Annotated in this window: 19 protein-coding genes and 1 tRNA gene; 13 read left to right on the forward strand and 7 right to left on the reverse strand. The window is 62.6% G+C overall.

The features are described from left to right. The first annotated feature begins 44 nt into the window (after positions 1-44). Positions 45-121 (forward strand) — tRNA-Met (locus LRK71_RS10880). A 328-nt stretch (positions 122-449) separates the two neighbouring features. On the opposite strand, the gene LRK71_RS10885 is transcribed toward LRK71_RS10880, so the two are convergent. Beyond that, entirely contained in the window at positions 450-1568 is a 1119-nt protein-coding gene (locus LRK71_RS10885) for an AICE element replication initiation protein (protein ID WP_232403456.1), read from the reverse strand. A gap of 234 nt (positions 1569-1802) precedes the next feature. Between LRK71_RS10885 and LRK71_RS10890 the strand changes: the two genes are divergently transcribed. The 7 genes from LRK71_RS10890 to LRK71_RS10920 are packed head-to-tail and all read left to right on the forward strand — an operon-like array spanning position 1803 to position 7574. Then, positions 1803-3098 (forward strand): flavin-containing monooxygenase, encoded by a 1296-nt coding sequence (locus LRK71_RS10890; protein ID WP_232403458.1) that lies wholly within the window; start codon positions 1803-1805, stop codon positions 3096-3098. Between the two features lie 18 nt (positions 3099-3116). After that, positions 3117-3530: a RidA family protein gene (locus tag LRK71_RS10895; protein ID WP_232403460.1), complete on the forward strand. Its 414-nt coding sequence runs from the start codon at positions 3117-3119 to the stop codon at positions 3528-3530. A gap of 30 nt (positions 3531-3560) precedes the next feature. Continuing rightward, a complete protein-coding gene (locus LRK71_RS10900; protein ID WP_232403462.1) occupies positions 3561-4238 on the forward strand; it encodes a DUF1028 domain-containing protein in 678 nt (225 codons plus the stop codon). Beyond that, the gene (locus LRK71_RS10905) at positions 4238-5173 is read left to right on the forward strand and encodes a LysR family transcriptional regulator (protein ID WP_232403464.1); all 936 of its coding nucleotides are present in this window, start codon (positions 4238-4240) and stop codon (positions 5171-5173) included. The genes LRK71_RS10900 and LRK71_RS10905 overlap by 1 nt, the downstream gene beginning before the upstream one ends. A 3-nt stretch (positions 5174-5176) precedes the next feature. After that, positions 5177-6274, forward strand: coding sequence for an acetylornithine deacetylase (gene argE, locus LRK71_RS10910; RefSeq protein ID WP_232403465.1), 1098 nt, complete (start codon positions 5177-5179; stop codon positions 6272-6274). Positions 6275-6293: 19 nt separating this feature from the next. Further along, positions 6294-6440: a Rieske (2Fe-2S) protein gene (locus LRK71_RS10915; protein WP_232404177.1), complete on the forward strand. Its 147-nt coding sequence runs from the start codon at positions 6294-6296 to the stop codon at positions 6438-6440. Positions 6441-6446: 6 nt separating this feature from the next. Next, complete coding sequence (locus LRK71_RS10920; protein WP_232403467.1) at positions 6447-7574, forward strand: THUMP domain-containing class I SAM-dependent RNA methyltransferase; 1128 nt, start codon at positions 6447-6449, stop codon at positions 7572-7574. A 155-nt stretch (positions 7575-7729) separates the two neighbouring features. Here LRK71_RS10920 and LRK71_RS10925 read toward each other — a convergent pair whose 3' ends face one another. Beyond that, a complete protein-coding gene (locus LRK71_RS10925; protein WP_232403469.1) occupies positions 7730-8395 on the reverse strand; it encodes a TetR/AcrR family transcriptional regulator in 666 nt (221 codons plus the stop codon). Between the two features lie 118 nt (positions 8396-8513). Between LRK71_RS10925 and LRK71_RS10930 the strand changes: the two genes are divergently transcribed. Next, positions 8514-9314: a TIGR03084 family metal-binding protein gene (locus LRK71_RS10930; RefSeq protein WP_232403471.1), complete on the forward strand. Its 801-nt coding sequence runs from the start codon at positions 8514-8516 to the stop codon at positions 9312-9314. Here the strand turns inward: LRK71_RS10930 and LRK71_RS10935 are convergent. Further along, complete coding sequence (locus LRK71_RS10935; RefSeq protein ID WP_232403473.1) at positions 9311-10186, reverse strand: 2-dehydro-3-deoxygalactonokinase; 876 nt, start codon at positions 10184-10186, stop codon at positions 9311-9313. The genes LRK71_RS10930 and LRK71_RS10935 overlap by 4 nt on opposite strands. A 582-nt stretch (positions 10187-10768) precedes the next feature. Here LRK71_RS10935 and LRK71_RS10940 point away from each other — a divergent pair. From LRK71_RS10940 to LRK71_RS10950, 3 genes are all read left to right on the forward strand, one after another. Further along, a complete protein-coding gene (locus LRK71_RS10940) occupies positions 10769-11506 on the forward strand; it encodes a sugar transferase (protein ID WP_232403475.1) in 738 nt (245 codons plus the stop codon). Between the two features lie 246 nt (positions 11507-11752). Then, complete coding sequence (locus tag LRK71_RS10945; protein ID WP_232403477.1) at positions 11753-12847, forward strand: CpsD/CapB family tyrosine-protein kinase; 1095 nt, start codon at positions 11753-11755, stop codon at positions 12845-12847. Positions 12848-13005: 158 nt separating this feature from the next. Beyond that, positions 13006-14301, forward strand: a complete 1296-nt coding sequence (locus tag LRK71_RS10950) for a GumC domain-containing protein (protein WP_232403479.1) — start codon at positions 13006-13008, stop codon at positions 14299-14301. An 18-nt stretch (positions 14302-14319) separates the two neighbouring features. Here the strand turns inward: LRK71_RS10950 and LRK71_RS10955 are convergent, their stop codons facing one another. Continuing rightward, a complete protein-coding gene (locus LRK71_RS10955; protein ID WP_232403481.1) occupies positions 14320-15696 on the reverse strand; it encodes an oligosaccharide flippase family protein in 1377 nt (458 codons plus the stop codon). 304 nt (positions 15697-16000) lie between these two features. Between LRK71_RS10955 and LRK71_RS10960 the strand changes: the two genes are divergently transcribed. Further along, on the forward strand, positions 16001-17212 hold the full coding sequence (locus LRK71_RS10960; RefSeq protein WP_232403482.1) for a glycosyltransferase: 1212 nt from the start codon (positions 16001-16003) through the stop codon (positions 17210-17212). Positions 17213-17251: 39 nt separating this feature from the next. Here LRK71_RS10960 and LRK71_RS10965 read toward each other — a convergent pair whose 3' ends face one another. From LRK71_RS10965 to LRK71_RS10975, 3 genes are read right to left on the reverse strand one after another with little or no spacing between them, the layout of a single operon-like run. Next, positions 17252-18139, reverse strand: coding sequence for a glycosyltransferase family 2 protein (locus tag LRK71_RS10965; RefSeq protein ID WP_232403483.1), 888 nt, complete (start codon positions 18137-18139; stop codon positions 17252-17254). Beyond that, on the reverse strand, positions 18136-20676 hold the full coding sequence (locus LRK71_RS10970) for a YML083C domain-containing protein (protein WP_232403485.1): 2541 nt from the start codon (positions 20674-20676) through the stop codon (positions 18136-18138). Before LRK71_RS10970 ends, LRK71_RS10965 begins: the two co-directional genes overlap by 4 nt. Next, positions 20673-21632: a hypothetical protein gene (locus tag LRK71_RS10975; RefSeq protein ID WP_232403487.1), complete on the reverse strand. Its 960-nt coding sequence runs from the start codon at positions 21630-21632 to the stop codon at positions 20673-20675. The genes LRK71_RS10970 and LRK71_RS10975 overlap by 4 nt, the downstream gene beginning before the upstream one ends. Between the last annotated feature and the right edge of the window lies 1 nt (position 21633).

Genomic DNA, 21633 nt, shown 5'->3' on the forward strand with positions numbered 1-21633 from the left:
ACTAAATCACTCAATCGTAGCAAGCCAAAAGATACAACAACCGTCGCGGGATGGAGCAGCCCGGTAGCTCGTCAGGCTCATAACCTGAAGGTCGTAGGTTCAAATCCTACTCCCGCAACCAAAATTACCAAACAAAATAAGACACTTAACGCCTCCCCTGGGAGGCTTTACGCGTTGCTGCTATATGCGCAGTGCTACGGTGGTGCTACGGCACACAGCAAACAACAGCAGCATAGGCGCACTGCTTTCCCAACCCGTGGAAGCACTCTGGAAGCAAACGGGGCGCGAAACACAGCGACAAGCTCCCGCCCAATACAATCCTCACATATAAAACCAGCACAACCCACTGTCGGGGCTGTCAGCACTGTCAGCCGCATGGGACAGGCCCAAACGAAAAGCGCCCGACCGTTGCCGGGCGAGCGCTTGAACAGTTTGCAATAATGGTCATCTTAGCCGTTGGTCAGCTCAACCACCCGCATTCCGGATTTGCCGCTCCGGCTGAAGCTGATGTTCAGCCCCTGACGGCGCAAGACCGGCTGGACCCGGCGCAGGGCTGCGCCAAAGCGCGCTTCTGAGCGGGGAAAGCTGTGGCTGTCCTCAGTGAGGGCCGGGAAGCGTTCCCGCAAGGTTTGGCGCAGATCTGTTGCCGTGCCGCTCCAATGCGTCCGCCCCTCCATCAGAGACAGAATTGCCAAGGCTACAGGGTTGCCTTCAATCGCGGCTTGGTCGCTGCGGGCACGATTTGCCCCGTAGGAGTCCAGAAACGCGCCCTGAGTCCATCCTAGCGATGGTTCGGCGGCTACCACCCATTTTGCGAAGTCCGCCATTCTAGGGGCCTCTGAGAGGCGCACAGAGTCAATCCGCCCTAAGGCGCAAGACACAGCGTCTAGCAAAGCGCCCAAAATGAAGGGTTTGGCCTTGGTAAAGTCTCGATTGAAGGCCCCCAGGGTTTTGCGATTTCTGGCGGGGATCACCGGCAGGTGAATACCAATGGAACGGTCTGCCAGGTCGGGCCGCGCCGCCAGGTCGGGAATGCCATTCAGTAGGCAGGGGCGGGTGGCATTGAACAGCACCTCGTCGCTGTCGCTGTGCAGTTTACGGGTGCCAAAGCCGCCGCCCGTGGCAATCCGGCAAAAGGCGTCTGCCATTGCGGGGCGGATAGTGGAGAGGTTGTCAAAGCTCAGGACGTGGTTGTGCATGGCGGCGATCACCAGATCCTGTTCGGAATTGGGGGTGCTGCGGGTGCTGGGCTGTGCCGGGTCGATCAAATCCCGCAGGGTTTGTGCGGTGGTGCTTTTGGCGCTGCCTTGTTCGCCGGACAGGATCAAAATGGGGTAGGGGCCTTTGGGGTGGAAACAGCCCAGTAGCCAGGCCACCAGCATACGAAAGTCATCCTCGCTGCCGACGTTCAGAAAGTCCCGCAGCAGGTTGATCCCGTCGGGGTGGCGTTCGGGCCGGGGTAGCGCCTGCATGGCCGGAGAGCGGCGGAACCTGGCGGGCGAATGGTCGATGACCTGAGCTACCGCGTCGATCTTGAACTCATCTGAATAGCGAATTTGCCCTGACATGTGCATCGTCCTTTGCTTCCAAAATTACCAAGCAAAGCGTCTACAAATCTAGGGGCACCTCAGGCATGCCCCTATTGATGTTCTTACCTGAGTGTTCGCTTCGGCGGTTAGTCACAGGCTAATCCGTGCTATCAAAAATCGTTATTTTAGTTAATCAATGTCGGTTATAAGGAGGACGGACAGCGCCCTTGAGCCACCTGTAGGCATCGGGCTAAACCGTTGGGGAATACACCGATGAAGCTTGAGACCACCGACACGCTTGTCATTGGGGCTGGACAGGCGGGGATCGCCATGAGCGAGCACCTGACGCGCCGTGGAATTGCGCATATCGTCGTCGAGCGAGCGCGCATCGCAGAATCCTGGCGCACGCGCCGCTGGGACTCGCTCGTCGCAAACGGACCGGCCTGGCATGACCGCTTCCCGAACATGGAATTTGAGGGCCACTCTCCGGACGAGTTCGTCGGGAAGGACGATGTCGCCGCCTATTTCCAAAGCTATGCCGAGCGCTTCGCGGGTCCAGTGCGCAGCGGTGTCGACGTGACAGCGCTCGCGCCGCTCAAGGGGCGTCCTGGCTACCGGGCGGAAACCTCGGACGGCGCGATCGAGGCGCAGAGCGTCGTCGTCGCGACCGGTGCCTTTCAGAAGCCGGTGATCCCCCCGATCGTGCCCGAGACCGAGGGGCTCACCCAGATACATTCCAGCGATTACCGCAATCCCGCTGCGCTACCCGAGGGCGCGGTGCTCGTCGTTGGCGCAGGCTCTTCCGGAGCGCAGATCGCGGAAGAGCTGATGCAGGCCGGGCGGCGCGTCTATCTTTCGGTCGGGCCGCATGACCGGCCGCCGCGCAGCTATCGCGGCCGCGACTTCGTCTGGTGGCTGGGGGTGCTCGGAAAGTGGAACAGGCAGGCGAATGCCCCGTCCACCGAGCATGTCACCATCGCGGTCAGCGGGGCGAATGGGGGGCAGACGGTCGATTTTCGGCGGCTTGCCGATGACGGCATCACCCTTGTCGGGCGCACCGAAAGCTGTGCTGACCACGTGCTGTCCTTCGGCACCGACCTGGAACGCAACATCTGTCGCGGCGACGCGAACTACCTCTCCGTCCTTGATGAGGCCGACGCCTATGTGACGCGTAACGGGCTTGACCTGCCGCCCGAACCATCGGCCCGCACCCTTGCCGCGATGCCCGCCTGCGTGACCGCCCCTCTGCTGGAGCTCGACCTCAAGGTGGCGGGCCTATCCACCATCGTATGGGCGACCGGCTTCGCCAACGATTACGGCTGGATGGCGGTCGACGCCTTCGACGAGGCGGGCCTGCCTGAACACCAGCGCGGCGTTTCGCGCGCGCCGGGGATCTATTTTCTCGGCCTGCCATGGCTTTCGGGGCGCGGCTCCAGTTTCATCTGGGGCGTCTGGCACGATGCGAAATACCTCGCTGATCACATCGAGATCCAGGCGGGCTATCGCGCCTATCACCCCGATCCCGACCCGGCCCGCGCCAAAGCGCGCGCCGCCTCCCGCACCGCCTGATCTGAACTGGAACCAGCCATGACCCATACCCGCATCCGCGCCTTCAATACGAAGGACACCTATCCCGAGCAGAACCTCGACAACGATCTCGCTCAGGCCGTCGTGGCGCGCGGGCAGGTGATCTTCCTGCGGGGTCAGTGCCCTCAGGATCTCGATACCGCGACGAACATCGACAGCCACGACCCGGTGGTGCAGACCCACAAGGTCATGCGGAACATTCGCCAGCTCATCGAGGAGGCGGGCGGCGAGATGGCGCATCTGACCAAGCTCGTCGTCTACCTGACAGACGTGCGCCACCGCGAGGCCGTATATCGAACGATGGGTGAATATATCCGTGACGTGCATCCGGTCTGCACCGGCCTCGTCGTCGTCGCTCTTGCGCGGCCCGAATGGCTGGTGGAGATTGACGCAACAGCCGTAATCCCCGACTGACCCAAGATCGGCACCAAAACGGAGCGCCCCATGACCTTTTCTATCGTAGCCAGATGTGTCCACAGCGGGCAGTTCGGCGTGGCACTCTCTTCGTCTTCACCGGCAGTCGCGGCGCGCTGCGCGCGGGCGCGGGCCGGGATTGGCGCGATCTCGTCGCAGAACGTGACCAATCCCGATCTGGGAACCCTGATGCTGGACCGGATGGCATCGGGCGAGGGTGCAGCGGTCGCCGTGGCCGCGGCACGGGACGGCGACGCACATCCCGATTACCGACAGCTTCTGGCGATTGATGCGACCGGCGCGACATCGGTGCATTCGGGCCCGAAGGCCCTCGGCATCTGGACCTCTGCCGAGGGGCGCGACTGCGCGGCGGGCGGCAACATGCTGGCGAGTGAAGGCATCCCGGCGGCGATGGTTGCGGGTTTTGAGGCAGCAGAAGGCCCTCTTGGGGACCGCCTGGTCGCGGCGATGATGGCCGGTCTTGCGGCGGGCGGCGAGGCGGGGCCAGTGCATTCTGCGGGCCTGCTGATCGTGGACAGGCAAAGCTGGCCCTATGCCGACCTGCGCATCGACTGGCTGGACGGGGCCTGCCCGATAAAAGCGCTGTCCGATCTCTGGACGCTCTACCGCCCGCAGGCCGACGACTACGTCACCCGCGCGCTGAACCCCGGTGCAGCGCCGTCCTATGGCGTGCCGGGCGACGACTGATGCCGCTGCGGATTACCCTCCGGCAGCTCGAATACTTCATTGCCGTCTGCGATTGCGGCTCTATCGCGCTGGCTGCGCAGAAGCTGAACGTCTCCTCGCCCACCATCTCCACCGCCATTACCCAACTCGAGGCAGAGGTCGGCCTCAAGCTCTTCATCCGGCGCCATGCCCACGGCCTTGCGGTGTCGCAGGTGGGGCGCCGGTTCCTGGAGGGCGCGCGCGAGGCCGTCGAGCGGGCGGAGGCGCTCGGCGATCTCGCGAGCGAACTGGCCGGTACGGTGCGGGGCGACCTGCATGTGGGGTGCCTGATCACCTTCGCGCAGATCGTGCTGCCGAAGCTGCGCCGCAGCTTTATCGACACCTATCCCGAGGTTGTCTTCCACCAGTTCGAGCGCGATCAGTCCGAGATTTTCGAGCAGCTGCGCGATGCCCGGCTGGACGTGGCGATAACCTACGATCTCGACATCCCGCCCGATCTCGACTTTCAGCCGATGATCGACCTGCCGCCCGTCGCCCATTTCGCGCAGGGCCATCCCCTGGCCGGGCGGCGCGAGGTCGCGCCCTCGGAGCTTGTCGACCTGCCGATGATCCTGCTCGACCTGCCGGTGAGCAGCAACTATTTCCTGTCGCTCTTCGCCGAGACCGGACAGCGCCCGCGCGTGGTCGAGCGCACCCGGGATATCGCGGTGATGCGTTCGCTCGTGGCGAATGATTTTGGCTATTCCATCGCCAACATCCGCCCGATCACTGACGAGGCGCCCGACGGCGGCACGCTGCGCTTCGTCCCGATCTCAGGTGGGCCGAGGCCGCTCAAGATGGGTATCTTAACCAGCCGGGGGGCCGAAACCTCGCGCACGGTCGCAGCCTTCGTCGAGCATGTCCGCGATAACCTGGGCGATGCGAGTGAATTCAGCTTTGGTGCGGGGGCGGGGTAGACCATGGATCTCTCTACCAAGGACATCCTTGCCGCGCTTGTCGGATTTCCGACGATCACGGACGGGCCGAACGGCGCGCTTGTGGACTGGGTCGCTGCCTTCTTGCAGGCGCAGGGATTCACGACATCGCGCCTCGTCTCCTCGGATGGCGTGAAGGCGGGACTGCTTGCCAAGCGCGGGACGGGAGACGGCGGGCTGCTCTGCTCGGCCCATTCCGATGTTGTGCCGGTTGCAGGACAGGACTGGTCGCGAGATGCCTTCACCCTTGACGAGTGCGATGGTCGATATGTCGGCCGGGGCACGACTGACATGAAGGGGTTCCTTGCCTGCGTTCTGGCCGTGGCGCAATCGCTGAAGGTCGAGGACCAGAGCATGCCGCTGAGCCTTGCGCTCAGCTGGGACGAGGAGATCGGCTGCCGTGGCATTGCCGAGATGATCGACGCGGTGATCCCGACACTGGGCCGCCCGGACCTTTGCATCGTGGGCGAGCCGACCTCGCTGAGGCTCGTCACCGGCCACAAGGGCAAGGCAAGCTACCGGGCCGTCACGACTGGCGAGGCGGGGCACTCGGCCATGGCGCCGCAATTCCGCAACGCGCTGCATCCCGCCGCCGAACTGATCCGGGCGATCAGAGACCGGCAGACGGCGCTCATGGAGCAGGGCGCTCGGGACATGCGCTATGACCCGCCGTTCTCGACGATCCATGCTGGGGTCTTGCGTGGCGGCACCGCCCTCAACATCGTGCCCGATCGCGCGGAACTTCTGTTTGAGATTCGCCACCTCGCCGCCGAGACGCCGGAGGCGATCCTGGCGGGGCTTGACCTGCCGCGCGACGTGACGGTCACGCAGACCGGGAGCTATCCGGGACTCATCAGCGATGCGGGTCAGCCGACAATCCAGGCCTTCGCATCGGGTCTTGCGCCGACAGAGCCCGGCACCGTTGCCTTCGGAACCGAAGCGGGGTTCTTCGCAGCCCTCGGCCTTCCCACGATCGTCTGGGGGCCGGGGGACATGCGCGATGGCCATCAGCCCGACGAATCCGTCGCGATCTCCGACCTCAATGGCTGCATCCGGATCCTGCGCGCCTTCCTGTCCCGCTGATGACGGCTTTGCAGGCATCGTGCTTCTTGACGCCAAGGGCGCGCTGCGTGCGATGTCGCATGTCTGCTGCCACCGGATGTCGACGCTGCTGGAAGGGCGCGGCACCGTGCGGGTGCAGGTGCGGCGGCAAAATAGCCATCGCCGGGGGCCAAAATCCGCGGTATGAGGGCACATGAACCATACAGACACATTTGAGATCTTCCTGACCGCTGCGCCGGGACTTGAACCCGCCCTGCTGGCCGAGGCCAAAGAGGCGGGCTTTGCCGCTGCCAAATCCGTCCCCGGCGGCGTTACCGTCCAGGGCGACTGGCGCGAGGTCTGGCGGGCGAACCTGTGCCTGCGCGGGGCCGCCCGCGTGCTGGCACGCATCGGCGAGTTCCGCGCCTTTCATCTGGCCCAGCTGGACAAGCGATCGCGCAAATTCCCCTGGGGTGACATCCTGCGGAAGGATGTGCCCGTGAAGGTGGAAGTGACGACCAATAAGAAATCCAAGATCTATCACGCTGGGGCCGCTGCGCAGCGGGTTGAAACGGCGCTGGTAGAAAGCTTTGGTGCCAGCCTGTCCAAAGACGCGGCGCTGACGCTCAAGTTGCGTATTGATGACAATATGTGCCAGTTCAGTGTCGATACCTCGGGCGAGGGGTTGCACAAGCGCGGCCATAAATCGGCTGTCGGCAAAGCGCCAATGCGGGAAAACCTGGCGGCGCTATTCCTGCGCGATTGCGGCTTTGACGGCAGGGAACCTGTGGTCGATCCGATGTGTGGCTCTGGCACCTTTGTGATCGAAGCCGCCGAAATTGCGCTGGGTCTGGTGCCAGGGCGTAGCCGCGCCTTTGCCTTTGAACAGCTGGCCAGTTTCGACGCCGAGGCCTATGCGAAGCTGAAGGCCGAACTGACCCCCGCAGATGTGGATATGACGGCGTTGCACTTTTACGGCTCTGACCGGAATGCGGGCGCTGTCGAAATGGCCAGTGCCAACGCAGAGCGCGCCGGGGTGGCCGGGTGTACGACGTTCAGCCATCAGGCCGTCAGCGACCTGATGCCGCCCAAAGGCCCGCCCGGATTGGTCATCGTCAACCCGCCTTATGGCGCCCGGATTGGCAACAAGAAGCTGCTCTTTGCCCTATACGGTGCACTGGGCAAAACCCTGATGGAGCGGTTCTCGGGCTGGCGGGTGGGTATTGTCACCAGTGAAACCGGGCTGGCCAAGGCCACGGGCCTGCCGCTTTTGCCCCTGGGGGCTCCGGTGGCGCATGGTGGTCTGAAGATCAGGCTGTTCAAGACCAAACCCTTGCCGTGACGCCCAGCGTGCCACGGGGGCAGGGGCCACAGCGGCAGCTCTACCAATTTCGGGCCGATGATGCGGCACGATCGAAACCGGCCGCCCCGCGCCCCGTCGCGTGTGTATTGAAGTCGCGCGTGTACTGAATAGGCAGGGCGCGCAGTTCTTTGGCTCTAGGGCGGCGCGGCTGGGGGGGCTTCAGTCGGGGCGCTGGGCAAGAGGTGTGGCGCCATGATGCGGCCAAACAGATCAACCATTTTGGTGATGATTTCCGGGTCACGTTCATAGGCTGCCTGGCTGTGCAGCCCGCGCATAAAACTGCGGCAGATCGACCAGAGCAAAGAGAACTCTTTGGCGTGGACAGCACTGGCTTGGTACAGATGGGCAATATTGCGGTTGAAATCATCATTATAGGCCCAAAGCGCGGGGGTGATGCGGGCGCTCAGGGGGGGATCGGTGCGGGCCGCAACCAGGATCTCCATCAGGGCGCGTCCCTCGCGGGTGTTGATCACCCGGTGCCATAGGTGTTGCAGCTGATCGGGCAGGGGGCCGGTCTCGGGGGTGGGCCGCAACAGCTGGGCCTCTTCGGTGGGAGAGGCAGGGCCGCGCACTGGCGCCAACAGTTGCAGCAGTGTCTGCACCATGATGTCTTCTTTGCTGGGAAAGTGATGCGTCAGGGCACCACGCGATACGCCAGCAAGCTGCTGCACCCGGTTGATCGAACATTCCGAATACCCGACCTCGTCCAGGCTGGTGATCACCGCTTCCAGAATGCGGCTGCGGGTCTGGGACACGCGGCGGGGCGTGACGTTCGGTTGGTCTTTGGTTCCTGTGCCCATCTGCCTATCCTTTTTGCAGAATCGTAAAACAGAACGCATGGTCTGTCCAATCAGGTGTAGAGGATCGGACGCAGCGGCATTTGATTGAGACAGTGTGAGAAAGATGAGGGAGAAGACCATGCAACAAGCGAATGATTTTCGCGCCGAAAGCCAAGCCTTGGCAGCGGTGCTGCAGGATCTGCCCGAGGCAGATCTCCACCGGGTGACCCAGTTCAAGGACTGGACGATTGATCACGTGCTGGGGCACCTGCACCTGTTCAACGTGGCGGCCGAGACGGCGTTGCAAGGGACCGCGCCGTTTGACGCCTTTATCAGCCCGATCTTGGCAGAGATGCAGGCGGGGAAAACGATCCTGCAAAGCCAATTCGGCTGGCTCAATGGTCTGTCAGGGCGCGCCCTGTTCGAGGCTTGGCGTGTCGGCGCCGACAGCTGCGCCGATGCCTATGCCAAGGCCGATCCCAAGCGGCGGGTGAAATGGATTGGCCCGGATATGAGCGCGCTGAGCGCGATTACCGCCCGCCAGATGGAGACCTGGGCCCACGGCCAGGAGGTCTTTGATTTGTTGGGGATTGAACGGACAGAGCAGGACCGGATCCGCAATATCGCCCATCTGGGGGTGTCGACCTATGGCTGGACCTTTGCCAATCGCGGCGAAACCGTGCCAGACCCTGCGCCTTATGTCGAACTCACCGGCCCGTCGGGGGCCGTCTGGACCTGGAATTCCCCGCAAGAGGACAACCTGGTGCGCGGTACAGCGGTGGAATTTGCCCAGGTGGTGACCCAGGTGCGCAACATCGCCGACACCAGCCTGGAAACCTGCGGCGCGGCGGCAGCGCGCTGGATGGCGGTTGCACAATGTTTTGCAGGACCCGTGGAAACGCCCCCCGCCAAAGGGGCGCGCCACCAACAGCAGGCCTAGGTTGCTGGGGGCTCTGCGTTGGTTTTGTCGTTCAGGCGGCGCCAAGCGGCAATCAGGCCCTCTAGAGCCATGCGCGCAGGGTCGGCCTGGGTGACGGGCAGCCCCTGGGCCGACAGGGCCGCCAGATAGGGGGCCGCCTGGTGGTCCGAACCAATGAGGGCCAGGTTTTGTCCCAGCCAATAGGGCCGGGCCGCTGACAGTTCTGCCCCCAGCAAATAGCCCCAAAGCCTGCCAGAGATTTCGGGGCTCTGCGCCACCTGTAGCTGGTGGTTTGCATGCAGCTCGGCCAGCCGCGCCGCAAGGCGTTCGGGGCGCGACATGGTTTCGGCGACGGCGTCCTTCAGGGCGCTTTCAGACCAGGTACCATCAACGGATAAGTGCTGCGCCAGGGCGGCCTGGAGACCGCTGGACAGGGTGCTTTGAAAGCTGACCACCTCAGCGGCGCTGACCTGAACCCAATGGGTGACTGTACCTGGTAGGCAGATTACCCCGTCCCATTTCGGGTTGAGTGCCAGAAAGCCGCCAATCTGCGCGGTGTTGCTTTGCATCAGCGCCAGAGGATTTTTCTGGCGCAGACCGGGCAGGGCCAGCGGCTGCCAGGGGGGGAGATCCAGCTGCACAGGTGCCAGTTCAGCGGGCTTGGCAGGGACTTCTACCGCTGCCGCCTGGGGGAGACCACAGACCAGAATTGGATTGCGCGCCGCCACCTCTGCCAGGTGAAGGGCCGTCAGTAAATCCTGCTGCGCATCGGACTGGCTGCGGGTCATGCTATGGCGTTGCACAATCTGGCGTGCCGACATGGTCCAAAGGGTGACCTCGTTCTCCCCAACCCATGCGGCGGTCCAGTTGTGTTGGCTGTGGGCTGAGCACATTGTCCTGTTCCCTTTGTGAAACCTGTCCGGCCTGATGCCTGCCATCAGGATGATCGCCCGTGTCATAGCCTGTGCTGCGCCGGTTTCAAACCCTCTTGGGCCAGCCCGGTTCCCGTCCTCTGTTTGCTTCTCGCGCTATTATCCGAGGCAAAGGCTGCTGCGCGGAGCTGAGAAGAACCGGGTCAGGCAGGTGTCGAGAATCAGGCAATTTGAGGGTCGAAAAAGGGTGTGACTTTCGTCGGTGGCAATCATTTGGGGATAGTTTTGGGTCTAGGGGTGGGATTGTTTCCGTTTTTTTCCCTGCAAGGCACTGTTTTGTCATATTCCCTATCCTTTAGTTATAATTTTCGCAAAAATGTCTAAAGTGTAAATGTCACGTAATTGCTGTCGCTCGAATGGGCAACGCGGCCATTGGGCCAAGCATATTATCAGGGGCGAAACATGTGGGGGCATGTTTCGCGTCACTCTCTGAACGTGATGGTATCGCCTGCTTCGCTGCTGTTGTGGGCAATAAAACATTTGAAAGCCGAGGTTTTCAGGGGGCAGTCCCTGGGACACCAGCTGTGAGCGCAGGGGAATACGATGGAAGATTTCGTCTCGGAAAGAGCGGAGCAGGCTTGGGCGCTGTCTGGCCTGCCTTTGTCGGCGTCGAAGGTCTCTCAGGGGGCTTCTTTGCGCGGCAGCGTTGCGCCCGTCACAGGATGCAAGAAAACGACCTATGCTGCGGCAGGTAAACGCGTGCTGGACCTAACCTTGGTGATGTTGGCGCTGCCGGTGGTCCTGCCTGTCATAATGGTTTGTGCCCTGCTTTTGTGGCTGGAAGGCGGGCTGCCGTTTTACAGTCAGGAACGCCTGGGCCAAAATGGCAAGCGGTTTCGTATCTACAAACTGCGCACCATGGTGCGGGACGCGGATGCGCGGTTACAGGGATATTTGCAAAAAGACCCCAAGCTGCGCCATGAATGGGAAACCACCCAAAAGCTCAAATCTGACCCGCGTATCACCCGGATGGGGCGCATTTTGCGCATGACCTCTCTGGATGAATTGCCGCAAATCTGGAATGTCTTCACCGGAGAGATGAGCCTGGTTGGCCCGCGTCCGATGCTGCCCGAACAATTGCCGCTCTATGGTGAGCCTTTCGCCTATTTTGCCGTTAAGCCTGGCATTACCGGGATCTGGCAGGTCTCTACCCGCAACGAAAGCAGCTTTGCTGCGCGGGCGACGGCCGATGCCAGCTATCTGCGCCAGATGGGGGTGCGGCAGGATCTGCGCCTGCTGTGGCGTACTATCGGCGTGGTGGCCAGGGGCACAGGATATTAATCTCTATGCGATTGAGTGTGGCTGTCACAGGCAAAGCCCCGAGATCTGGATCAGTTGTGCGGTATTACAGTCGGTTCGACATATGGGCACAGCAACCAAATGGACCGGTCTGAGGTTTGCAAGGGCACGAATTATAAGGGTAGCATGTGCAGGCCCCCGGAACAGGATGCGCGTAGCCGGGGCTTTGCTGACTGTTGACCAGGGCATTTTGCGGCCCCCAATGTTGGATCTGTCAGGAGATGACGCATGAAGCATTTTGCTGTACCAGCCCCAGTTGGTCGCCCCATCGGTCGCCCAGCCGGCTGCGGTGCCAGCGACGGGCCGCTGCGCGCTTTTGAACCGGACGGTGAGGATCGCATGACGCAACAGGGATTCAAGAGGTTTCGCCGCCGTAACCGGCAGGCCATATCGGATCAAGCAGCAGACCAAAGACCGGAACCAGCCGCAGAACCATTCCTGGATCGCGGATATCGCCCAGAGTCTGAGGCTGAACTCGGGCAGGAAAATGCTGCGCCTGCCGCCAAACCGGCGGCGGCTGTAGAACATGCGCCTGTGACAGGCCGACGTCGGCGCCCGCTAAATCTGGCCGCGCAATCGCGTGTGGATATCATGCAGCCGCCAATGGAAGTGCTGCCAACCCGCTTTGATCCCTGGAAACAGATCGAACAAATTCCTTTTGATTTTCGCGGACAAAAAGTATCTCGCCTGCCTTTGGTCAGTGCGTTTCGGACCTCGCCAACGGCGCGTGCCTTTGATCTGTTGCGCACCCGGCTTTTGCACAGCCTCAATGCGCATGGCTGGTCGCGGGTCGCAGTTACCAGCCCCAGGGCGGGCGGCGGAACCACTTTCTGCGCGGTCAATCTGGCGCTTAGCCTGGCGCGGGTTCCCGAAAGCCGCAACCTGTTGATGGATATGAACTTTCGCCAACCCGGCATCGCCCAGGCGCTTGGCATTGCTCCACATGGCAATATGGCGGCGTTCCTGGCGCAGAAGGTGACCTTTGATCAGCATCTACAACGCCTGAGCGATACATTGGCCGTGGGCAGCAATAGCGCGCCTGATCAAAATGCTTCTGACCTGTTGCATGATCCGCGCGCGGCGGCGGCTATTGCCGATATGATAGAGGCGACCAGCGCCGAGACGGTGCTGTTTGATCTGCCACCGGTGCTGGAACATGATGACGTTGCTGCCTTCTTGCCGCAGGTCGATGGGGTGCTGCTGATCTCGGATGGCACGCGTACCACCGCCGCAGAACTGGCAGCCTGCGAAAAAATGCTGGCCGGGCACGCGCCGCTGCTTGGGGTGGTGCTGAACCGGGCCGAACAGGCAGACCACAGATAGAGGGCGTCCTGACGATCACTTACGCTGACTGGTTGCTCGCTTGACTGGCCATCTGTTGACCCATGCCGGTCACAGTTTTGCCCGGTTGCTGTGATCTAGGCTGGAACAACCGTGACCCAGTGCTGGGGCGGGGACGCGACCACAAAGAGAGCAGAGCCATGGGGCCTATTTTTTCACTGGCGGATTTCTTCCGTATGCTGCGCCGCCGTGCCGCCGTGATTGTCTATGTCATTGTACTGGGTAGCATTCTATCGCTCTGGGTGGCGCTCAACCAGCAGCATATGTACGATAGCACAGAGGTACTGCAGGTCACCCGCCCCACCATTGCTGATGATTTGGCGCGCTCTACGGTCGAGGGATCTTCGGCGCGGCGGATGCAGCTGATCGAACAGCGCCTGATGGCGCGCGGTAGCCTGCTGGAGATCATCGAAAAATTCGGCCTCTATCAGGACCAGCCGAACCTTACCTCGACCGAAAAGGTTGTGCGGCTGCGCAACGCGGTGAACATCACTGGGGTGGCGGCGGCGCGCGAAGGCTTTACCGATGACGGCACCATTTCGGTCCTGACCATCTCGGCGACGATGCCAACGGCTCTGCAGGCGCAGCAGGTGGCCAGCGAATTTGGCCGCCGCACCATCGAGCTGAGCGTCAGCAGCCGGATCGAACAGGCGCGCGAAACCCTGAGCTTCTTTGCGGAAAAGGAAGCCGCGTTGAGGGGGCAGATTGTCGTGCTGGAAGATGAAATCGCGTCCTTTCACGCAGCCAATGACGTGGTCCTGCCGGGGACGGTCGAATTCCGCCGCAGCGAAGTGACGGCAATCAATCAGGGCCTGCTGGATATCGCCCGTGAAAAAATTCTGATCCGGCGTGAGGCCGATCAGGCCAGCGCTACCGAGCGCCCGGCAACTGCACGCCGTCTGCTGGCAGAAGCGCAGGAACAGCTTGAAACCCTGGACGCCCAGCATACCCTGTTGTCGCAACGCAAAAGCGAGCTGGAAGCAGCCTTGCAGACCACACCCGAAGTGCAGCGTCAGCTAGGGGTCTATACCCGGCAGGTGCAGGCCCTGCAGGGAGAGCTGGAGGTGGTGTCAACCCGGCGCAACGAGGCCGAAGTGGGCTTTCGTCTTGAAACTTCGCGGCAGGGAGAGCGTCTGACCGTTCTGGAGCCCGCCGGATTGGCGGATTATCCCTCGACCGGATCACGCAAGAAAAAGGCCCTGATGGGGGGCGTGGCCAGCATCCTGGTGGCGTTAGCTGTCGCCTTTGCGCTAGAGTTGCGCACCCCGGTTCTGCGTACGGCAAAACAGATGGAGCGTGAAACGGGCCTGGAACCGGTGGTTGCGATCCCGGTGTTGCGCGCGTCATCCGGGCGCGGTGCCGGGCTCTTTGGGCGTCTGTTCTCGGGCCTGCGCGGTAGGGGCGCTGCCCGACGGCAAAAAACAGCCCGCCGCTGATTTGCCCCCCACTGTTGATTAGCTAACTAGAGGCGTCAGGGTGGTGACCAGGGCATGGATCCGCTCGAAATGCCAACAGATAGCGCCGGTGCCACAGATCCCGGCAAGGATGGCAAACAGCAGATCATGTACCGGATCCCAGGCTTGGTGCTTGCGCGCCAGCCAGATCAGTACCGGGTAGGCCAGCAGCATGCCCCCACCCATAGCAACAATTCCACCGGGCAGGCCAAACCACAGGGTTGCCAGTAAAAACAGACCCGTTTGCAGCAGGGCTCGACTGGCGGTAAAGATGAAAAATGAGCGGCTATCCCCCGCAGCTAGCGCTGCCTGATCATAGGTCATGGTAATCACCGCAGGCACCAGCGCCAGCGAGATCAGCACGATCATGGCACCCGCCGGTGCATAGCGAGCATCATATAGAATTTCGACCAGCCAGGGGCCAATCCAGGCCATCAACAGCAGCATCGACAGGATGGCACTGGTCAGCCCGGCCCGCAGCAGGCGCTGTTTGCGCCGATTGGCTGGACTGGCGGAAATGGGCTTGTCGCGGTAGACGGGGATCATCAGCCGCTGATTGATGGCATGCCCCAGAAGCATCGGAAAACTCGCCAGAAAAAAGCCAATATTGTAGATCCCCAGGACCTCTAGCGAGACAAATTTTCCTAAAATGGCGCGATCCCCCTGCGAGGTTAAAAACCAAAAGGCGGTGGACAGAAAGATCCATTTGCCAAAGCGTACCAGCTCTTTGGCGGCCGCAGGCTCCCAGCGGAACCGGTTGCGCTGCCCCGGCAGGCCATAGTGGGTCAGCATCAGCTTGGCTGCGGCCTGGATTACCCCGCCCAGCACCAGCGCCAGAACAGATCCGCTGAGCATGGCGAAAAGCACCATGCAGCCAATGCCAATCGCCTGCGCGCAGAGATCCAGCAGGGTGACGCGACCCACCAAAAGATGGCGGTGCGCAGTCTCGATCCGGGTGGGGAAAAAGCCGGCAATCGCCAGGCCAATCCCGGCGATCGGCAGATAGTACAGCAGTTCTGGCGCTGCGTAGAACCAAGCCATCGGCCAGGCCAGCGCCAGCGTCAGCACCCACAGTGCAAACCCGCGCAGCACCTGAAGGCTCCAGGCGGTATTGAGAAAATCGGGGTCATCACCGCGGGCGTTCTGTGCAATTGAGGGACCAATCCCGAGGTCTGAGAACAGCGACAGGCCCACCGTGACCACGGTGACCAGCGCCATCAGGCCAAAGGCCTCGGGGAAAAGCAGGCGCGCCAGGATCAGATTGGCGGCCAGTCGCAGGGCCTGACTGCTGCCATATCCAATCATTAGCCAAGAGGCCGAGCGCAGCACCCTGGCCAGTAGTCCCGTGCCCCAAAAACGCTGCGCCATCTGTTTCATGTCTTCTCCTGCTGGCCAGTCATATGGGCCACGGTGGGGCGGGTTGCCCCTGCGGTCGTTTGGGCGGATTTTGCGAGGCTATGCAGTGCTTGGCAGGGCGTCAATTGCTGCCGCTTCCCTGTGATGAATTCATCGTAGGTAAAGGCGGGCTGGCAAGACAGTCCGGCAGCTGGTGGGCCATTGGGCCTGCTTAGAAAACATGGGCTGAATTTTTGCGAACCCGATCCGGGAAAGCCCCCTAGGCAAGCCACAACAGAGCCGCTACCTTGACCAGGTACTGGCTGACCGACGGGAGCATGAGCCTTTGAAAATTGCTTATATCCTAAACAGTTACCCGCAGCCTTCCCATAGTTTTATCCGCCGCGAAATTCAGGCGCTGGAACGTCAGGGCCTGACCGTGCTGCGGCTGGCCATGCGGCCTGGCTCGGCACCACTGGTTGATCCGGGCGATCAGGCCGAAGCGGAGAAAACACACTATGTCCTGCAGGCGGGCGCTGGGCACCTTCTGGCGGCCACACTGACGCAGGCGGCGCGTGCGCCAGTGGCCTGGCTGCGGTCGCTGCGGCGGGCAATCCGGCTGGGACGGGCGTCGCAGGTTGGGCTGCTGCGCCATCTCATCTATCTGGTCGAGGCCTGCTATGTGGCGCAGCGATGCCGTGCCGAGGGAATTGCCCATTTGCACGCCCATTTTGGCACCAATGCCAGCGCTGTTGCCCTGCTGGTGCAGGCGCTGGGCGGGCCGGGATACAGTTTCACCACCCATGGGCCAGAAGAGTTCGACGCGCCCCTCGCCCTGTCGCTGGGCGAAAAGGTCAACCGGGCGCGCTTTGCCGTGGCGATCAGCAGTTTTGGCAAGAGCCAGCTGAGCCGTTGGGCTGATTTCACCGCCTGGGAGCGGCTGCATGTCGTGCATTGCGGCATTGAACCGGCGCGCTTTGACGCGCCCGCGTCGGTGCCGCAGGGGGCGCTGCGTTTGGCGGCCATTGGCCGCTTTGTCGAACAAAAGGGCCAGATGATCCTGTTGCGCGCGCTTGGCGAGGTGGTGAAGACCCACTCGCAGGTACATCTGTCGCTCATTGGGGATGGCGAGATGCGCGCCGATCTGGAGGCGGCGATCACCGAGCTTGGGCTGCAAAACAACGTTACCCTGACTGGCTGGCTATCAGAGGCCGGGGTGCGACAGGCGTTGGCTGAGTCGCATGCGCTGGTCATGCCCTCCTTTGCCGAAGGTCTGCCGATGGTGGTGATGGAGGCCATGGCGGCTGCGCGTCCGGTTCTTTCCACTTATATTGCGGGCACGCCAGAGCTGGTCTTGCCGGGCAAAACCGGCTGGTTGGTCCCTGCGGGTGAGGTGGGCGTTTTGGCCCGTGCCATTACCGATCTTGCCGAAACACCGCAGCCCAAGCTTGACGCCATGGGGCAGGCTGGGCGTGCCCGTGTGTTGGAACGCCATGACAGCGACCGCGAGGCGGCGAAACTGGCGGCGCTGTTTGCCGCAGCAAGCCCTAAGGCCTAGGATATATCTCCCGCGTTCTGCGGGCTGGCCGCGCAGGGGTCAGCGGCCTCGGGTCCAGCGCTGAGTTGATCGAAACAGCGGCGTCTTTACGGCCAGCGTGACTAGGGCATAGGCGGCAAAACCAGAGGGGTCCTGCCCAAGCAGGCGCAGGGTGTCACGCCAGCTCAGGCCCGCTTTGTCATCATTTTCCAATAGCTTGGGGTGGGTTGCCGCCAGTTCCGCCACGCCTGCGTTCTGTCGTCGCCTGACGCGGGTCAGATTGCGAAACCCCTCTACCAGTGGCCAATGATACCTCCCCGGCAGTTTGATTCGTTCGCTGGGGGTAAAGGACAGCCGGGCAAAACTGTCGTCTGCAATAATGTCGGGCCAGTCCTGCCAGCGCCCCCGCCCGGCGCGGTTCATCGCAAAGAGCCCAAAACCGGGCACCCCCTGTTGCACAAAGGGCAGGCGCGTCCAAAACCGGCCATAGGCCCGTGTCAGGGCACTTTGGGCTGCGGTAATCTGGGGGGTGCCGCTGGCATAGCGCGGCTGATCCGTGCTGAGCGCGCCCGTGATCTGGCCAATCAAGGCGGGGTCTACCGTGACATCTGCGTCCAGATAGATCAGTACCCGGCCACGCGCCACCGCATCGCCTGCATTCAGCGCCTTTAGCTTGCCGCCTTCGGGCAGATCCAGGACGGTGAAGTGCCAGTCGGGGACCTCCGCTCTGGCCGCGGCAAAGGCGGCCCTGGCATTTGCAACCGTGGCATCGTTGCAGCCATTGGCCAGCAGCAGCACCTCGCCCTGCTGCCCCTCTGGTAGCGGATCAGAGGCAAAGACCGCCTGCAGGCAGGCCGCAATATAGGCGGCCTCGTTATGGGCCGGGATCAGGATGCTGACCTGAGGCGCGGCGGCAGCATGCGGGACAGAGCGGGGCTGCGAGGTCATTTCACCGCCTCCAGTGCGGACCAGCGTGGGTTGCTGTCGCTGAGGTTGCGCAGCGCCCCCCAGCTGCCCCATTTCCCCGGCACGGAGACATCGGCATAAGCGGTGAACAGACTGCCGCCTAGCTCCTGCCAGCCCGCCAGCAATTGTGCATAGAGCGCGCCCATCTGGGGCGTATAGTTGAAATGGGTGAAAAAGCCGGTGAGCAGCGCATCCTCGGCCATGGGGCCGATGCCCACCACATGGCTGCCGCCTTCATACATGATCAGATCCAGCCCGTGCCGATCGGCAACCTGCTTGTGGTAGGGCAGCACCCGGCCCAGCAAATCGCTGAGCGTATCGGCGGCATCGCCGGTGACCAGACCGTCGGTCAGCTCTATCGCGGCCTGTTCGCTGGCGACATCGTATTGATGCGCCGCGATGAAGAGGCGGGCGGCATCGCCACGTAGGCCTTTTGCGGCGGCGGCCTGTTGGGCGTGTTGCTGGCTGTCGCCAATCCAGGCGCGCACAATGGGCGCGCGCTCTTTCACCCCAAGGATACCGCCAAAATAGCCGGTCACCGCATAGGCATCAAAATAGCGGCCAGGCGGCAGGCGGTCGGCTTCTTCGGCCTGCCAAAGCGGCGCGGTCAGGATTTGCTCTTCCAGCCCCAGCCAGCCGGTCTGGGTGGCCAGAACCCGCACCAGCCGCTCTGGTTGCGCGGTGCCGAAAATCGCGCCCCAGATCTGCGCGACCTCGGCGGCGCGGCCGCCATAGAACTGCATCCACAGTTCCCTGCCACCCCAGCGGGCCTGCGCCTGTTCATCCGCCCAGCGGGCCTGATCAAACTGCCAGTTCCAGACTTCGTTGGAATATTCCACATAGGTCTTGAGGTCAGCGTCCAGATCTGCCGCTACCTGCCTGGCAAAGTTGCGGATATAGCTGTCATCGGCCTGATGCGGCATGTTGAACCAAGGATCGGCGCCCAATTGATTGGCGAGCTCCAGCATGATCTCCAGTGGCACGCCTTTGCGCGCCCAGGAATAGTCGCGGGTTCTGGGCCGGTCTTCCCAGCCGATCAGTGGTGAATTATTGGTCTGCATCCAATCCATGAAGCGCAGCGCCGCAAAGCCGTCCAGCAGATCGAGCCAGCGCGGATTGAAGATCTCGCCGGCGGCAAAGGCCTCTTGCTGATCTTCTCTGACCACGGTGATATTGCGCGGATAGGTGCCATCGCGGCCAATGCGCTGCAGACGAATTTCAACCGGGCCGGGGCCGGGGGTATAGTCAAATGACACCTTGCCCTTGCCATAGCGCTGATTGCGCGCCCGGCCTGAGACTTCGACAATGCCCTGGCCCTCAAACCGCAGTACATAGCGCCCGGCCAGCGACTGCGCCGTTTCTGGCAGGTCGGTTAGGATTACCGTCCCGATAGAGCCAAGCTCGGGTGGCAATGCAGTGGGCCAGCCGTCGGGGTCAAGATAGCCTGCCGCCTTCAGGTCGGCCTCTGTGGCACCGCCCCACTGGCCCGGCAGGTGCCCAACCCATGGCCGCGCTGTCTTGAAGTGATCCAGAAACGGTGCCTGTGGGCTCCAGTCGGCCAAGGGCATCAGGTTCATGGCGATGGGCTGGCGTTCCGGGGACTGCGCCTCTGGATGGCGTGGGGAGGTCGCATTCGGTACAGGCTGGGGTACAGGCCCATTGAGCTGCGCCATAGCTGGTTCTGTTGGTAGCGGCGGTGGATCCTGCGGCAGCGCGGGCGAGGTAACATCTTCGCCCTGGGCGGCGGCCCAGGCCAGGTCTTGCAGGCGCGCGGCCTGTGTGGGCGCTGGCGCGGCAAAGGCCTTGCCCCATCGGTCATGCAACTGATGCGGCAGCCCGCGCGGATCTTGTCCGGTCAGCACCGCATATTGCACCAGGCTGAGGTAATAAAACCCAATGGCATTGGGGTGGATATCATCGGCAAAGACCTGCGAGATGTTGCGCAACCCCGGCACTGTTCCGGCCTGAATGGCATCGTCCAGCCGCGCCATGGCCTGGCCGGCGGGCAACAGGCGAATATCGCCCTGCGTGCTGTTGTTGACCTCTTCCACCAGGGCCTGCCAGCGCGGAAAATCCTGCTCCAGGCGGTCGCGCCAGGGCTGGTCGGCCCCGTCATCAAACGGCACCTGCACTCCGGTGCCGCTGGCAAGACTGTGCCAGGTTTCCTGCAGGTAAAAGCGCACCTCGGGATTGGTGGCGCGGGCGAGTTCGTAATACTGGGTGATGGCCTGTTCGGTGCCGCTCCACTTCAGATGATTGGCCAGGGGAATGGCCTCGGTCACGATGACCGCATCCACCGGGGCGGCCAGCCGTTGCCGGGCATTGATGCCTTCGGCACTGTCACCATGCTGCCAATTGTAGCTGAGCGGTGCACCATTGATGATCTGGGCCTCGACGGTAATCTTGGCCGGGGTGGCGGGTTGTTCTGCCAGCAGCTGTTGCAGCATGACCGGATTGTCAGGGCCAAACAGCGAATGCCCCACCATCAACACCGATGTGATCAGGGTTTCCAGGTTCATGGGTCTGTCGACGCCTGGGCGCCCTCCTTGGCGGCGAAGCCGCTGCGGGGCTGGGCTTGCACCACCTGCCAGACAAGGCGCTGAACCTGGGCGGCCCCCTGGGCTGACAGGGCCTGCGCTGGGTGGCCATTGGCGCGGGTCAGCCGATGCGGCAACCCCAGCGGCGGGCGCATGTAAAGCACTGAATAATGGGTCAGCGCCACCACATAGGCCCCCAGATCATTCAGGTGGATGGTATCAATGCCGCCCTGATCATTGCGGCCAAACAGATCGCTGCGCGCGTTCAGCCCGTCGATCTCGCCCGCTTCGGCGGCGCGGGCAACGACCGCCAGCACTTGTCCTGCGGGGATCAGATAGGCGGCGCGATCGGGCACGGCGCGGCTGTCCTTGCCGGTTAGCTTTTCGAGCCAGAGCGGCACCAGATCCTGCGCGATCCGGGTCTCCCAGCCTGCCGGGTCATCCAGATGGTGCCAGGTTTCATACAGAAAGATCTGGGTGTCGGGGCTGGCGTTGCGGGCCAGATCGGCCCAGCGGTGAAAATACTCTGCCCCGTCAAAATAGCGCAGGGCGTCGCGCAGCTCGACCATCTCGGTCAGGATCACGGCGTCATATTCACCCGATCCAATGGCGCTGCGCGCGTCACGGTAGACGGGGGAGGTGTTGGCGGTGTCAAAGTCGCGGATGACCAGTTCCGGTTCCCAGTGTTCTTTCAGCGCGGTGCCAGAGCCAAGCTGGCTGTTCCAGAGATGCCCTTGGGGGGCCAGTTGTGCCAGCATGTGCGGCACGTCCGACCCGACCAAAGAATGGCCAAGGTGAAAGACCGCAAGCGGCGCCTGTGGGGGTTCGCGTGTCGCGACCGGCGGCAGCGGCACAGGCGCAAACCAACGTGCCAGGGGCCAGAGGACCAGCGCGGTTGCCAGTGCAACAAGAGCCATAAGGGCAGGGCGCGTCCGCATC

The sequence above is a fragment of the Pseudophaeobacter flagellatus genome, from assembly GCF_021228235.1.
GTDB classification, from domain to species: domain Bacteria; phylum Pseudomonadota; class Alphaproteobacteria; order Rhodobacterales; family Rhodobacteraceae; genus Pseudophaeobacter; species Pseudophaeobacter flagellatus.

What these genes read in the sequence shown, in the direction of transcription:
- LRK71_RS10885 (WP_232403456.1), bottom strand. Translation starts at nt 1,568, where the DNA reads ATGTCAGGGCAAATTCGCTATTCAGATGAGTTCAAGATCGACGCGGTA.
- LRK71_RS10890 (WP_232403458.1), top strand. Translation starts at nt 1,803, where the DNA reads ATGAAGCTTGAGACCACCGACACGCTTGTCATTGGGGCTGGACAGGCG.
- LRK71_RS10895 (WP_232403460.1), top strand. Translation starts at nt 3,117, where the DNA reads ATGACCCATACCCGCATCCGCGCCTTCAATACGAAGGACACCTATCCC.
- LRK71_RS10900 (WP_232403462.1), top strand. Translation starts at nt 3,561, where the DNA reads ATGACCTTTTCTATCGTAGCCAGATGTGTCCACAGCGGGCAGTTCGGC.
- LRK71_RS10905 (WP_232403464.1), top strand. Translation starts at nt 4,238, where the DNA reads ATGCCGCTGCGGATTACCCTCCGGCAGCTCGAATACTTCATTGCCGTC.
- argE (WP_232403465.1), top strand. Translation starts at nt 5,177, where the DNA reads ATGGATCTCTCTACCAAGGACATCCTTGCCGCGCTTGTCGGATTTCCG.
- LRK71_RS10920 (WP_232403467.1), top strand. Translation starts at nt 6,447, where the DNA reads ATGAACCATACAGACACATTTGAGATCTTCCTGACCGCTGCGCCGGGA.
- LRK71_RS10925 (WP_232403469.1), bottom strand. Translation starts at nt 8,395, where the DNA reads ATGGGCACAGGAACCAAAGACCAACCGAACGTCACGCCCCGCCGCGTG.
- LRK71_RS10930 (WP_232403471.1), top strand. Translation starts at nt 8,514, where the DNA reads ATGCAACAAGCGAATGATTTTCGCGCCGAAAGCCAAGCCTTGGCAGCG.
- LRK71_RS10935 (WP_232403473.1), bottom strand. Translation starts at nt 10,186, where the DNA reads ATGTGCTCAGCCCACAGCCAACACAACTGGACCGCCGCATGGGTTGGG.
- LRK71_RS10940 (WP_232403475.1), top strand. Translation starts at nt 10,769, where the DNA reads ATGGAAGATTTCGTCTCGGAAAGAGCGGAGCAGGCTTGGGCGCTGTCT.
- LRK71_RS10945 (WP_232403477.1), top strand. Translation starts at nt 11,753, where the DNA reads ATGAAGCATTTTGCTGTACCAGCCCCAGTTGGTCGCCCCATCGGTCGC.
- LRK71_RS10950 (WP_232403479.1), top strand. Translation starts at nt 13,006, where the DNA reads ATGGGGCCTATTTTTTCACTGGCGGATTTCTTCCGTATGCTGCGCCGC.
- LRK71_RS10955 (WP_232403481.1), bottom strand. Translation starts at nt 15,696, where the DNA reads ATGAAACAGATGGCGCAGCGTTTTTGGGGCACGGGACTACTGGCCAGG.
- LRK71_RS10965 (WP_232403483.1), bottom strand. Translation starts at nt 18,139, where the DNA reads ATGACCTCGCAGCCCCGCTCTGTCCCGCATGCTGCCGCCGCGCCTCAG.
- LRK71_RS10970 (WP_232403485.1), bottom strand. Translation starts at nt 20,676, where the DNA reads ATGAACCTGGAAACCCTGATCACATCGGTGTTGATGGTGGGGCATTCG.
- LRK71_RS10975 (WP_232403487.1), bottom strand. Translation starts at nt 21,632, where the DNA reads ATGCGGACGCGCCCTGCCCTTATGGCTCTTGTTGCACTGGCAACCGCG.